The following is a 13,881-nucleotide window of genomic DNA, read 5'->3' as shown; positions in this document are numbered from 1 at the left end:
CCCTTAACTCTAAAGGAGAACCATCATGGATAAGCTCGAAATGCGTCATACTCTGCTCGCCGCCAAAGCGCGTAAAAAAATGAGCTGGGACGATATTGGTAAAGCGGTCGGCATGTCGCCAGTATGGGTCGCTTCCGCCTGCTACGGCATGAACAGCGCCAGCAGCGATGTTGCTCATCAGATATGCGATACGCTAGGTGTGGAAAGCGATGTCGCCGAAGCGTTAGTGGCGTTTCCCACCAAGGCCTGGGACGAAGCAATTCCCCAGGACCCCTTCATCTACCGCCTGTATGAAGTGGTCGGCGTTTATGGGGAAACCTTGAAGGACGTCGTGCAGGAGAAGTTCGGCGACGGCATCATGAGCGCCATCGACTTCACCATGGAAGTCGACAAAATCGAAGACCCCAAAGGCGACCGGGTTTTGCTAACGTTAAACGGCAAGTTTTTGCCCTATAAGTCTTGGTAACTCAAGCGAAGGACTCGACCCTCGCCACGCTGCGCTCAACCGCCGAGCGATAACCGGCGCCGAACAGCAGCAGGTGATTCAACAGCGGGTAAAGCTGAAACAGCGCTTCACGCCTCGGCCAGTCGGTCGGGGCGTCGCCGTTCCAGTAGGCGTCAAAAAAGGCCTCGCCGGGCGAGCCAAACAAGGTCAGCATCGCTAAATCCACTTCCGGGTAGTGGCGATATATCGCGGGGTCTATCAGAGCGGGCCCCTGCGGGGTGGTGAGTACATTCCCCGACCAACAATCACCATGCAGCAGGCTGGGTGGTGCATCGGGCAGCCAGCGCTCTAGATCTTCGGCCAAGCGCTCGATGCGCTCGCGCAGCTGGCTATCCAGCAGCCCTTGCTGGTAGCACGCCTCGCTAAGGGGGAGCAGGCGGCGTTCACGCTGGAAAGCCCGCCCATCACTAAGCGGCGCATTAGGCTGGGGAGTGAGCCCACAGGCATTATCCTGATGCCAGCCGTGGGCATCGCCAATCACTTCGTGCAAGCTGCGCAGCCCTTCGCCAAGCGCAGTTGCGTTCTGCGGCCCGGGCACCGTGTCTAACGACTCAATGACCAGCCAGCCGTCTGCCAATCCGAGCACTTCCGGCACCACTAGCTTCGCACAGGCATTGCGCAGGGTACGCAAGCCTTCTGCCTCACCACGCAACCGAGCAGCGTCGTCATGCTTGATCACCACCGGCCCCTGGCGCGTCTCCAGGCGATAAACAGCAGCGATATCACCCCCACTTAGCGGCTGCAAATCACCGCTCGGGGTCAGCTTAATAGACTCCAGTAACTGCCGCAGAGTGGCATCCATGTCTCACTCCCCATATCTGAATATCACGTCGCCGACGCCAGGGCTTACCCTAACCCCGACGCACTTAAACCATGGGCTAACGTATATTTCAGCCTAGCCGTTTATCGATCAACGATTCAAGTTCCAGCTGGTCGTCGTGGAAGCGGCGGATACCTTCAGCTAGCTTGTCATTGGCCATGGCATCCTGGTTATGCCCCCAGCGGAAAGCGGCTTCGTTAAGCGACGCAGTGGGTTTACCCGTACCTTCCCCGGCACGGATTTGCGCAGTAACGCTGCCTTCCGTCGCCTCTAGCTCTTCCAGTAACGCTGGCGAAATGGTCAGCCGTGGGCAACCTGCCAGCGCGAGCACTTGGCCGGTGGTGCGGAAGCTCGCACCCATTACCACGGTGTCGTAACCACCCTGGTTGGCTCGCTCACACACGCCCTGAACAAACTGAACACCCGGGTCGTTTTCTGGCGTGTACTTACTGCCGGTCTCTTTTTTGTACCAATCGGTCACTCGGCCCACGAAGGGTGAGATTAGAAAAACGCCAGCGTCGAAACATGCCTGGGCCTGTGCTTCGCTGAACAGCAGCGTCAGGTTGCACTGAATGCCCTCACGCTCGAGTACCTCGGCGGCACGAATGCCTTCCCAGGTAGATGCCAGCTTGATCAACACACGATCGCGTGCCACGCCACGGGCATCGTACAGCTCGATGAGTTCATGGGCCTTGGCAATGCTGGCCTGGGTATCAAACGACAAACGAGCAGCCACTTCGGTGGAAACACGCCCCGGCACAACCGCCGAAATCTCACTACCCATGGCCACGGCAAGGCGATCAACGGCGTGTTTGATTTGCTCTTCACGGCTGCCGCCAGAGGCTTTTACAGTGCTTAACTCTTCGTCGATTAGCGCTTGATAACCGGACAAACTAAACGCTTTGAGCAGCAGTGATGGGTTGGTCGTGGCATCTTGTGGCTGATAGCGACGAATGGCCTCAAGATCGCCGGTGTCGGCGACGACAAGCGAATGTTGTTTTAACTGTTGCAGCTGGCTGGTCATAAAATCTCCTTGATATGCTTTTAAGCGCCGCCATGGCGTTGTTCAAGTGCTGCGCAATAACGTGCATAAATCGGTTGGTACGCGGCCACACGGGCAGGATGGGGGTCAGCAAGTGACTGGGCATCCAGGTGGACTAACTTTTCACACAGTGATTCCAACATAACGCCCTCTGCACGCTGGTCGCACCATGCCGCCTGTATCGCCGCCCCTAGGGCAGCCGCGTCGGTAATTTCGGGGCAAATCACTTGGGTACCAGTAATGTCCGCCACCATCTGTCGCCATACTGGGCTATTCGCACCTCCGCCGATCAGGCGGATCTGGCTAGCCCCTGCGGTTAAATCACCCAATAATTCCAGCCCATAGCGTAGCCCGAAAGTGGCGCCTTCCACCACGGCGCGGCATAAATTAGCCTGGGTGGTATTCAAACTGGTCAGGCCAAGAAAGTCAGCGGAGGCGTTGGGCAACATCGGCACCCGCTCGCCATTGAAAAACGGCAGCACGGTAACGCCTTCGGCGCCGATGGGCGCACTGGCCACTTTTTCGCCAAACGCGGCTAAATCCAAACCGAACAGCTCGCGAACCCGCGTGGTGGCCGAGGTGACATTCATGGTGCAGATCAACGGCAGCCAGCCTCCTGTGCTGGAGCAGAAGTTGGCGACCATGGCGTTATCGCACTCGACAGGTGTAGCCGAGTAGGCGCAAACGGTGCCGGAGGTGCCCAAGCTCAGTGTGATCAACCCTGGGGTAATATTGCCAGTGCCAATGGCGCCCAGCATGTTGTCGCCGCCACCGGAAGAGACAACGACATGATCACCAAGGCCCAGCTCACGTGCCACTACCTGTCGCACCACGCCAACCGGCTCATGGGCTTCCAGCAAACGGGGCAGCACCCGTGCAGGGTCTAGCTCGGGAGCTATTTCCTCAAATACCTGCAACTGCCAGCAGCGTTTGCGGGTATCGAAGTAGCCGGTACCCGAGGCATCGCCCGCTTCGGTGACCCGCTCGCCGGTAAGCCAGAAATTGAGATAGTCGTGGGGTAGCAGCAGGCTTTCGATGCGGTGGTACGCATCTGGGTGATGCTCACGCAGCCAGGCAACCTTTGAGGCGGTATAGCCGGTTTGCAGCACTAACCCCAGTTTTTCCAGGCAGCCCGTTTCACCGCCCAGGCGGGCAACCAATTCGGCATTCTGGGCGCTGGTTTCAGTATCGCACCACAGCTTGGCGGGGTAGACCGGCGCACCATCCGCATCCAGCGCCACCATACCGTGCTGCTGGCCGGAAACGCCGATACCACGCACCTCACTCGCCGAAACCCCGGCTTTATCGAGGGCGGCAAAGAATGCGCCTTTCAGGGCCGCCAACCACTCGGCCGGTGCCTGCTCGCGGCGGCCATTTTCGCCCTCTTCCAAGCGATGGGGGCGGCTTGCTTCCGACAGAATCATGCCTCGTTCAACGTCGACCACCACCACCTTGGTACTTTGGGTACCGCAATCTACCCCGATATACATCACACTGTTCCTTTGGATGACGCCAGACCCTCTAGCGTAGCGCGTGCGCCACGTTCGTGCAGTGAACTTAGAGTTGCTATATAGGCTTCAACAAAGCGGGCGCTATCGATCAAGTCACCAAACAGTTCACGGTTTTCGATAAAGGCCGTGGGTCGAGTGCGGTTCTCGGCCGCAATGGCCATTAGCGGTGCCTTCAAACGATCAACAATCTCAATCGGCTCGCCCTGCTCGTCTACCCCCTCAGCGTAGCGCGCCCAGCTGGCCACCACGGCGGCACTGCGCTCTATCTCGCCACCCTGGGCCAACTGCTGGCGAATCACCGGCACTAGCCATTTGGGAATCCGGTCAGAGCTCTCGGCGCAGAGCCGTGCCAGGGTATCTTTGATTTGCGGGTTGGCAAAACGCTCAATCAGCGTTAAGCGATAATCTTCAAGATCAACCCCCGGCACTGGCGCCAATGTTGGTGTGCCCTCCTCGCGCATATAGCCCAAGAGAAAATCAACAAACAGCGGATCTTGGCATACCTCATGGGCGTAGCGGTATCCCGCTAAATAACCAAAGTAGGTCAGCGCCTGATGGCTGGCGTTGAGTAGGCGCAGCTTCATCAGCTCGTAGGGTTCGACATCCTCAACAACTTGAACGCCTACCTTTTCAAACGCTGGGCGGCCAAGGGGAAAGTGGTCCTCCAGCACCCATTGCGTAAAGGGTTCGCAAACCACTGGCCAGGCGTCCTCGACGCCAAAGCGCTGATTAAGCTCATCAATATCGGTAGGTGATGTCACCGGGGTAATGCGATCCACCATGGCATTGGGAAACGCCACCTCGCAGGCAAGCCAGGCACCTAACTCGGCATCCCTCGCTTGGGCATAGGCGCTAAACATGCGTTTAGCGACATCACCGTTGCCTTGAATATTATCGCAGGACATAACGGTAAAGGGTGCAATGCCTCGCGCGCGGCGGCGGGCCAGCGCCTCCACCACGAGCCCAAAGGTGGTGGTCGGCTGGGTGGGATTGGCTAGGTCGGCGCGCACCTGAGGGTTATCGAGATCGAACTCGCCGCTCACCGGATGAAAGTTGTAACCGCCTTCGGTCACGGTCAGCGATACGATACGAATCGCCGGGTCGGCCATCTGCTCAATCACAGCCTCGGTATCGTCCGGTGCAAATAGGTAATTCACCATACTGCCAATGACCCTGGGCTCGTACTGGCCATCAGGGTGTTTCACCACCAGGGTGTAGAGATGATCCTGCGCTGCCAGCGCCTGCTGCATGCGCTTGTCGCCGGGCATCACGCCCACGCCAACAATCCCCCAATCCAGCGCTTCGCCCTGGCTCATCAGCGCATCCAGATACATCGCCTGGTGGGCACGGTGAAAGCCGCCTACGCCGATATGCACAATACCGGGTGTGAGCGCCTTGCGGTCATAGTGAGGCACAGCAACATCGGCGGTTAGATTGCCCAGGTTGTGATTGTTAAGTTGGGTCATGGGAGCTCTCCAGCCAAGGCCTACTTGGCACGATGGGGATAATAAAAGTGACTAAAACGGTTACAAACACGCTAGCGCCAGCGCTGGTCAGGCGTTAAACAGCAGCGTTTTACCAATTGCGCGTTGAGCATGTCTTCGTGGTGGGTACGCTCCAGCGCCCCGGCGCGGTCCTGGCCCATCTCAAGCCAGCGCTGGATCAGCCGCTCAACCAGTACGTCGTCATCGACGTCTAGAAATAGCGTCCAATCAAATAGCGGACGCAGTTCGCGCCAGGGAGAGCGATCCAGCAGCAGATAGTTGCCCTCGACGATCACGATGCGCTGCTCAAGAGTGATCAGGCGCCCACCCGCACGGGCGAGATCCAGCGGGCGATCAAAGACCGGTACCGCTACCGGGTGAACGGCTTGGCGGATGCGTTCGAGATCGCAGCGCAGCCCCTCCGCATCGAATGTGTGGGGCGCGCCCTTTACCGGCACCTGCTGCTCGCCCAGCACGGCGTTATCGAAGTGGTAGCCGTCCATAGGCACCAGACCGGCTTGGCCCGGCAAGCGCTGATTAATGGCATCGCAGAGCTGGGCGCTGCGATAGGATTTCCCTGCCCCCGGCGGCCCTGCTAGCGCTACCAAGTAGCGCGATGCACCGTCAGCGGCGCGAATAATCTGTTGTGCTAAGGCATCAAGATCAGGCGTCATGGCCACCTCAGCTCATCCAGTTGCCGCCATCGACATTGAGTGTCTGGGCGACCACGTAATCGCTGTCCTGGCTGGCCAGAAAAACCGCTGCGCCGGTATGCTCTTCCGGCAGACCCATGCGCCCAAATGGAACCGCTTCGCCTACCAGACGTTTCTTCTCGCCAAGCGGACGGTTCTCATAACGGGCAAATAGTGCGTCGACCTCCTCCCACATCGGCGTATCCACCACGCCGGGAGCGATGCCGTTGACGTTGATGCCATGTTTGATCAGGTCCAACCCGCAGGATTGTGTGAGGCTGATGACGGCCGACTTGCTGGCGCAGTAAACACTCACCAGGGCTTCACCACGGCGACCTGCCTGGGAGGCTATATTGATAATTTTCCCGCCTTGACCACGGGCTACCATGGAACGGGCAACCGCCTGTAGAGTAAAAAACATGCCCTTGGTATTGACCGCGAACTGCTTGTCGAAGCTCGCCTCGGTCACCTCAAGCACGGGCGCCATATCAAATACTGCGGCGTTATTGACCAAAATATCGATACCGCCGAAGCGCTGCGTCACCGCTTCTACCATGGCGTCAATCGAGCTTTGATCGCAGACATTTAGTGCCACCCCCATTACTTTCTCGGCGAGCCCCAGCTGCTGCAGTGTCGCCACGGCATCGTCGATGGCGCCACGGTCAATATCGGCCACCACGACACTCGCGCCTTCTGAAAGGTAGCGCTGGGCAATGGCCAGGCCGATGCCGCGAGCGCCACCGGTAATCACCGCGGTTTTATCGATCAGTTTCATAGCTATCTCCGAGGAGTGGGCACACCGTTAGCATTTGGCAAGCTGGCGCCATGCGCCTGCCATTCGTCCACCAACGCTGCCAAGCCGTGCATATGCTCTAAAATGCGCCAGGCACCGGCCTGGGTAAGGCGCGCCGACTGTTCAGCATCCACGTGGCTTGCACCGACAAAACCGATCACGCACATGCCTGCGGCATGGGCGGCAGTCACGCCAGCAACGCTGTCTTCCACCACCAGGCAGTCTCGTGGCACTTGGCCTAACTGGGAGGCGGCCAATTGGTAGAGCGCGGGGTCAGGTTTGGGATTGGCCACCTGATCAGCAGTAAAGATAGGCACGTCGCCAAAGGCTTCTGCCAACCGCGTATTCGCCAATGACGCCAGTACGCGGCTGCGCCGACTGTTGGAAACTACCGCTTTTTCCAACGCAATGCCGCGAACGGCCTTATCCGCCCCCTCTATCGCTTTCAGTTCCCGCGCAAGGCGCGCCTCAATGGCAGTATCCACCTGTTCGGTGGCATCAAGCGGCAGTGTGTGGGCACTTAACGCTTCGAGATGCGCAAGAATAGCCGCCGTGGTCATTCCCAAGGCCTGGCCCAGCGCCTGGTCGATATTCAGGTCAGGCAGCCAACGGGAGAGGTACGTCACCAGCGTGCCTTCCGCGATGGCTTCGCTGTCGACCAGCACGCCATCGCAGTCAAAGATGAGCGTCCTCATGCAGGCTCCTCAGAAGGCGAGCCAGGGGCACGGTTATCTTGGCGGGTCAGCCCTGCTAGCGGGTGCTGCTCCAGGCTTGGTAAGGCTAGCCCGTTAGCATCAAACAAGTGGGCGCGCTCGGGGGCGAAGCCGAAATGGACCGTATCGTTGACCCGGTAGGCCACATCGCCATCGGCCATGATGGTGATGAGTTCGTCATCCATCTGAACATAGAGTGAAGTTTGGCCGCCGAGGCGCTCCAACACCTTGATTTCACCGCTCAGCGGCCCCTGTTCATCAAGCACCAAGTGTTCTGGACGAACGCCTAGTTCAAGCGTGGCGTTGGACGCCAGATGCTGGCCGTCGACAGGAACGCTGCGCTCACCGCCACCGGGCAAGCGAATAGCCACCCCGTCAGACGTTACGCCGGTCAGCGTTACCGGCAGGAAGTTCATTTTCGGTGAGCCAATAAACCCCGCCACAAAGCGATTGCAGGGGTGATGATAGAGCGCCATCGGCGACCCCACTTGCTCTACTACCCCGTCGTGGAGCACAACGATCTTGTCCGCCATGGTCATCGCTTCGATCTGATCGTGGGTCACGTAGATCATGGTGGCGTCCAGCTCATCATGAAGCCGCGCCAATTCGATGCGCATCTGCACACGCAGCGCGGCATCCAGGTTGGAGAGCGGTTCGTCGAACAGGAAGATGCTGGGGTTACGCACAATCGCACGGCCAATAGCCACCCGCTGGCGCTGACCGCCGGAGAGCGCTTTGGGCTTACGGTCTAACAGCGGCTCTAGCTGCAGAATCTTGGCCGCTTCCAGCACCTTGGCACGGCGCTCCTCTTTGGGAACCCCCGCCAAGCGCATGCTGAAGCCCATATTGCCTTCTACCGTCATATGTGGGTAAAGCGCGTAGCTCTGAAATACCATGGCGAGGCCGCGGTCCGCTGGGCCAACGTCATTGATACGCTGTCCGTCGATCAAAATATCGCCGTCGGTAGCGCTCTCCAGCCCGGCGATCATGCGCATCAGGGTCGATTTACCACAGCCAGAAGGACCAACGAAGACGACAAACTCGCGGTCATTCACCTCGAGATCGATGCCCTTGATCACCTCGGTGTCGCCAAAACGCTTGGTAATATTGTGCAGTTGTAGTGTTGCCATGAGGAAGATCCTTTACTTGACGGCGCCAAAGGTCAGGCCACGTACCATTTGTTTTTGCGTCATCCAACCAAGTATCAAAATAGGCGCAATCGCCATGGTGGAAGCGGCAGATAGTTTGGCCCAGAACAGCCCCTCAGGGCTTGAGAATGAGGCGATGTAAGCGGTTAACGGGGCGGCATTTGAGGTGGTCAGGTTGAGACTCCAGAACGCCTCGTTCCAACTCAAAATCACCGATAGCAAGCCCGTTGAAGCGATGCCCGGCAGCGTCAGCGGCAGCAATAGAAACATCACCTCCTGAAGTGTCGAAGCGCCATCCATACGCCCTGCTTCAAGAATGTCCTTGGGCATATCCTTGAAGAAGGTGTAAAGCATCCACACCACAATCGGCAGGTTCATTAGGGTGTAGACGATGATCAGCCCCGTTCGGGTATCGAGCAGGCCAACATCGCGAAAAATCAGATATATCGGCACCAGTACGCCCACAGAGGGCAGCATTTTGGTGGAGAGCATCCATAGCAGCGTGCCCTTGGTACGTTTAGTCGGCAAAAAAGCCATGGCGTAGGCGCAGGGAATAGCAATTAACAGCGCGAAGAAGGTAGAGCCAAAGGCTACCGCAACGCTATTGAGCGCAAACCGCGCATAGCCCGAGCGCTCCTGTACCTCTTGGTAACTTTCCAGAGTGGGCGAAAAAATCAGCGTTGGGTCGGCGATCGCCGCCGTTTCCGTTTTAAACCCGGTCAATATCATCCAGAAAATCGGAAAGAAGATGACCAGGGCGACCGACCAGCCCAGCACCGTTATCATGGCCCGTTTGGCCTGTGCTGACCGCCACCCCGTTGTCGAGCGTGGCGCAGCTGTTTTGGAACCTAAAGTTGTCATCGAAGTGCTCCCAGGACACAAGTGCCGGTCTAGTCTTCCAGGTTTTTGGCCACCATACGGACCAGGAAGATCGCCACGATATTGGCCAGGATGATCGCGATCACCCCACCGGCGGACGCAGTGCCCACGTCAAAATCAAGTAGCGCACGGATGTAAATCAGATAGGCCAGATTCGTCGTCGCTAAACCAGGCCCCCCCGACGTCGTCACAAAAATTTCCGCGAAAATAGTCAGCAGGAAGATCATTTCAATCATGATCACCACGCTGATCGCGCGCCTTAAATGCGGCAGGGTAATAAAGAAGAAGATGGCGACAGGGCCCGCGCCATCCATGCGGGCGGCTTCGACTTGATCTTCATCCAGCGACTGCATCGCCGTCAGAAGAATCAACAGTGCAAAGGGCAGCCATTGCCACGCGACGATGATCACAATGGAGGTCAGCGGTAATGCAGAGAACCAGTCCAATGCAGGCAGCCCAACGGACTCAAACAGCCAAGACAGCACCCCGTTTGACGGGTGCATCATCATATTTTTCCACACCAGTGCGCTGACGGTGGGCATGATAAAGAACGGTGAAATTGCCAGTACACGAGCAATACCACGACCCGCAAACTCTTGTTGAAACAGCACGGCTAACAGCGTGCCACCCACAACGGTAATCACCAGCACCCAACCCACCAACAGCAGCGTATTGCCCATGGCTTTCCATAGCGCGGGGTCGGTTAACAGATATTCATAGTTTTCCACCCCGGCAAAGCCGGTCATGTCGGGCATTAGCAGGTTGTAGTACTGAAAGGAGAACCATAGCGTCATGCCTAACGGCACAATCATCCAGAGCAACAGTAGCGTCACGGCTGGGGCTTGAAGTGCAAGCGTTCTCAGCCCGCCAACAGTACGGCCGGAAGCACGGGTTTTAGTCATGGGATTACCTGCGAAATACGAGGCTTTATACGAAAACGGCTAGACAACATCGATAAAGCGCCTGCCCTCACTGTCAGTAACCAAGTGAACAGGCAGGCGCTGGTCTCGTTTTAGCGTTCGATGTAGCCCGCCCGCTGCATCGTGCGTTCAGTGGCACGCTGGGCGTTATCTAGCGCCTGCTCTACCGTCGTGTCGCCGGTTAACGCAGCGGCGATAGTCTGACCGACCTGAGTACCGATGGACTGGAACTCGGGGATGTTGACCGTCTGTACGCCAACGTAGGGGTTGGGTTCTAGGGTTGAGTCATTCGGGTCGGTTTCTTGAATGGCCTTTAAAACGAAATCAGCAAAAGGTGCCGCTTCGGTGTACTGCTCGTTCGCGTAAGTAGACTCACGAGTGCCCGGGGGAACGCTGGTCCAGCCTTCCGTTTCACCCACCAGCTCAATGTAGTCTTCTGAGGTGGCCCAGGTAATGAACTCAAGCGCTGCTTCCTGTTTTTCGGAAGAGGCCGGAATCGCGAGCGCCCAAGACCATAACCAGTGTGAGCCTTTGGGGGTTTCTGCTATCGGTGCTGGTGCAAAACCTAAGCTGTCTGCTACATCGGACTCATTTTCGTCGAACAGTTTGCCAGCGGCTGAAGTGGCATCTACCCACATTGCACAGTTACCGCGTGCGAACAGCGCCAGATTTTCGTTAAAGCCGTTAGAGCTTGCCCCTGGCGGGCCGTAATCATTCAGCAGGTCGACATAGAACTGGACAGCGTTCGTCCATGGCTCGGAGTTAAGCTCTGGATTCCACTCTTCATCGAACCAGCGACCACCGTAGGTGTTCACGAGCGTGGTGATGAAAGCCATGTTCTCGCCCCAGCCCGGCTTGCCGCGCAGGCAGATGCCAGCCAGCCCTTCTTCGCTGCCGTGCAATTCGCCCGCCCACTCACGCACCTCTTCCCAGGTGGGCTGTTCGGTCATCTCAATACCCGCTTTATCAAACAGATCCTGGCGGTAGTACATCATCGAGCTTTCGGCGTAAAACGGCAGCGCGTGAAGCGTACCATCCAGACTCAAGCCATCGCGCACTGAGGCGAGCAGGTCGTCTTCGTTGTAGTTGTCGGGTAGATTATCCAGTGGTGACAGCCAGCCGCGCTCTGCCCAGATGGGCACTTCGTAAGTACCGATGGTCATGACGTCAAATTGGCCGCCACCAGTGGCAATATCGGTGGTCATGCGTTGACGCAGAACGTTCTCCTCAAGCACCACCCAATCCAAGGTGATGTCGGGGTGAGCTTCTTCAAAAGCCTCGGTGAGGCTCTGCATAATCACCATATCGTTGTTGTTAACCGTGGCCACGGTGATTTCGGTTTGCGCCTGGGCATGGCTCGATATGGCAATGGCGGCCGCTAGCGTGGTGACGGGCAAGTGACGTGCGAGTCGCATAAAGCACTCCTATGGGCTTGTATTGGCATTGTTGTCGCCTTGATCTTATTGATCATCAACCGAACAAATGATCGTACGTAAGACAAAAAAAAGCAAAGCCGATCGGATTAGACTTTACGCTAACTTATTACCCTTACTGCATGTTGCAGTGCACGCACCTAGGTTTGAAACCTCCTATAGCGCGTCGACAATTTGTCGAGCGGCCACTTCGTCAGTCACCAACCCTTTTAACCAACTGCCACGCAGCGCGGCATGAATCGCCGGGGCTTTTTCACGTCCTCCCGCTATCGCCACCATATGGTGCTTGCCAAAGCGCTCCAGGGGCAGACTAGTGACCCGCCGGGTAATCGAGCAGTCGATCACCTCGCCGTCGCTATTCAGCGGCCAGCCAAGCAACTCCCCTACCGCTGCCAAACCCAGCAACTCATCTAGTTCGCTTTCGCTAATAAAGTGATCTTGAAACAGCGTGGCCTGGCGGTCGATGCGCCCAACGCCAATAAAAGCAGCCTCGGACTCGCGCGCCACATCGGCAATTTTTTTAGGGTATCCGGATTAAGTGGTTGATGATCCCCTCTGATCCACCAAAACCTTAATCCTCCCAGAAGGTTGATAGATCGACGCCGTAGTTCTTCTCGGCCTCGGGGAGACCCATGCTGTAGGTCATGGTGGCCTTGCCCAGGAACGGAGATTCCTTGGTCTGTGGCGTCTTCTTCTTGTGCTTGGTGGTGTAGAGCATCCGGGCCCGCATCACCTCGAATGAATAGCCCCGGCCATCGCGGTTCTTGTCCTTGGCCAGCCGGTTGATCGACTCCGTGAAGGCGTTGGTGATTGGGATGTCGGTCTCGAAGTAGGTCAGCACCTCCTCACGCCAGCCACTGACGGCGCTAACGAGATCCTTCCAGACCTCCTTCTGCCCCTGCGGGATGCCGTCAACCCAGGCAGCCAACGCCTTCTCAGCATCCCGCCGGGTGGCACAGCCCCAGATGTGGTAGAACCGCTCCTTGTGCTCATAGGCTGCCAGGAGCTGGGGGAAGGCCCCTGTCCAGGTTTCCATGATGAGACGCTCGCGGTCTGAGACGTCGTGAGCCCGCTTCAGCAGGATCTTCCGGTCGCCCTTAAGGGTTCGTCGCTGGTTGGCCGTCAACTCCTTCCTGAGCCCCTTGCGGACCTTCTCCAGGGCTTCGTTGGCCATACGCACCACATGGAACTTATCGACCACAATGCGGGCCTGTGGCAGCACCGCCTGAACGGCACGGCGGTAGGGCTTCCACATGTCCATGCTGACGATCTCGACCTTGTCGCGCTCAGTCATGCTCATGAGCCGCTTCGTCACCGCGTCCTGCTGACGACCGGGCAGCAGGTCTAACAGAGTACGCTCCTCCAAGTTGGTCAGGATGCAGCGGTAGCGGCGATTCAGGTACAGCTCGTCGATGCCCAGGCAACGAGGAGTCTCGAAGCGGTGCCAAATCGCCAGGAACTCAGCCTTTTTCTTGAAGATTTCGCGTATGGTCTTCTCATCGAGGCCCGTGGTATCGGCTACATAGGCGTAGGGGTGGTTGAAGGCCTCCTTTTCAACATGGCTGTAAAGCCTCCGCGTCATGCGATGAGTGTCCACCATCTCGGGGAGCGTCGGACGGAATGTCTTTCCGCAGGCTCGACATGTGTACCGGCGACGGACCACCCAGAGGGTGACCCGCTTGCCGTGGATGGGTAGGTCACGATAGGCCACATCGCGCTTGCCGAACCTGACAAACTCATTCTCAACGCCGCATTCCTCGCAAGCTAGAGGCTCAGGAGCTTCGATCTGGTAGTGGAGATCATGCTCTTCCACCTTGGTGCCCAGGACGTGGTATTCCGGCAGGTGGAGAATGTTGTCAGAAAAGTGCGTCATATCTTGGGCGTTTTCGTGGCAAGTATGTTTATCGGGATAGTGCCTGTTTGGCATTGAGGACGATGCCA

At 57.6% G+C, this 13,881-nt stretch carries 13 protein-coding genes and 1 pseudogene; 1 reads left to right on the top strand and 13 read right to left on the bottom strand.

The annotated features are described in order from the left end of the window. The first annotated feature begins 25 nt into the window (after positions 1-25). Positions 26-466 (top strand): cyanase, encoded by a 441-nt coding sequence (gene cynS, locus Q3Y66_RS05390; RefSeq protein WP_008958188.1) that lies wholly within the window; start codon positions 26-28, stop codon positions 464-466. Position 467: 1 nt separating this feature from the next. On the opposite strand, the gene Q3Y66_RS05385 is transcribed toward cynS, so the two are convergent. The 13 genes and pseudogenes from Q3Y66_RS05385 to Q3Y66_RS05325 form a co-directional block, all read right to left on the bottom strand. Continuing rightward, positions 468-1,307, bottom strand: a complete 840-nt coding sequence (locus tag Q3Y66_RS05385) for a fructosamine kinase family protein (RefSeq protein WP_008958189.1) — start codon at positions 1,305-1,307, stop codon at positions 468-470. An 88-nt stretch (positions 1,308-1,395) separates the two neighbouring features. Then, positions 1,396-2,349 (bottom strand): transaldolase, encoded by a 954-nt coding sequence (gene tal, locus Q3Y66_RS05380; protein ID WP_008958190.1) that lies wholly within the window; start codon positions 2,347-2,349, stop codon positions 1,396-1,398. Between the two features lie 20 nt (positions 2,350-2,369). Beyond that, positions 2,370-3,857: a xylulokinase gene (xylB, locus tag Q3Y66_RS05375; protein ID WP_008958191.1), complete on the bottom strand. Its 1,488-nt coding sequence runs from the start codon at positions 3,855-3,857 to the stop codon at positions 2,370-2,372. Further along, positions 3,857-5,344 (bottom strand): mannitol dehydrogenase family protein, encoded by a 1,488-nt coding sequence (locus Q3Y66_RS05370; RefSeq protein WP_008958192.1) that lies wholly within the window; start codon positions 5,342-5,344, stop codon positions 3,857-3,859. Before Q3Y66_RS05370 ends, xylB begins: the two co-directional genes overlap by 1 nt. 71 nt (positions 5,345-5,415) lie before the next feature. Further along, on the bottom strand, positions 5,416-6,036 hold the full coding sequence (locus Q3Y66_RS05365; protein WP_008958193.1) for a fructose transporter: 621 nt from the start codon (positions 6,034-6,036) through the stop codon (positions 5,416-5,418). 7 nt (positions 6,037-6,043) lie between these two features. Continuing rightward, complete coding sequence (locus Q3Y66_RS05360) at positions 6,044-6,829, bottom strand: L-iditol 2-dehydrogenase (protein ID WP_008958194.1); 786 nt, start codon at positions 6,827-6,829, stop codon at positions 6,044-6,046. 2 nt (positions 6,830-6,831) lie between these two features. After that, complete coding sequence (locus tag Q3Y66_RS05355) at positions 6,832-7,542, bottom strand: HAD family phosphatase (protein WP_008958195.1); 711 nt, start codon at positions 7,540-7,542, stop codon at positions 6,832-6,834. After that, complete coding sequence (locus Q3Y66_RS05350; RefSeq protein ID WP_008958196.1) at positions 7,539-8,690, bottom strand: ABC transporter ATP-binding protein; 1,152 nt, start codon at positions 8,688-8,690, stop codon at positions 7,539-7,541. Before Q3Y66_RS05350 ends, Q3Y66_RS05355 begins: the two co-directional genes overlap by 4 nt. Positions 8,691-8,702: 12 nt before the next feature. After that, the gene (locus tag Q3Y66_RS05345) at positions 8,703-9,494 is read right to left on the bottom strand and encodes a carbohydrate ABC transporter permease (protein ID WP_238528542.1); all 792 of its coding nucleotides are present in this window, start codon (positions 9,492-9,494) and stop codon (positions 8,703-8,705) included. 104 nt (positions 9,495-9,598) lie between these two features. Further along, on the bottom strand, positions 9,599-10,489 hold the full coding sequence (locus tag Q3Y66_RS05340) for a carbohydrate ABC transporter permease (protein WP_008958198.1): 891 nt from the start codon (positions 10,487-10,489) through the stop codon (positions 9,599-9,601). 110 nt (positions 10,490-10,599) lie between these two features. Continuing rightward, positions 10,600-11,922: a sugar ABC transporter substrate-binding protein gene (locus tag Q3Y66_RS05335; protein WP_008958199.1), complete on the bottom strand. Its 1,323-nt coding sequence runs from the start codon at positions 11,920-11,922 to the stop codon at positions 10,600-10,602. A gap of 174 nt (positions 11,923-12,096) precedes the next feature. Then, positions 12,097-12,456 (bottom strand): annotated as a pseudogene (locus Q3Y66_RS05330) (sugar-binding domain-containing protein); the annotation flags it as partial. 55 nt (positions 12,457-12,511) lie between these two features. Continuing rightward, positions 12,512-13,813, bottom strand: coding sequence for an ISL3 family transposase (locus Q3Y66_RS05325; RefSeq protein ID WP_008958322.1), 1,302 nt, complete (start codon positions 13,811-13,813; stop codon positions 12,512-12,514). Positions 13,814-13,881 lie beyond the last annotated feature (68 nt).

The sequence above is a fragment of the Halomonas sp. HAL1 genome (genome assembly GCF_030544485.1).
Lineage (GTDB): Bacteria > Pseudomonadota > Gammaproteobacteria > Pseudomonadales > Halomonadaceae > Vreelandella > Vreelandella arctica.
Note: the sequence above shows the minus strand (reverse complement) of the source record. Positions and strands in the feature narration are given on the sequence as shown.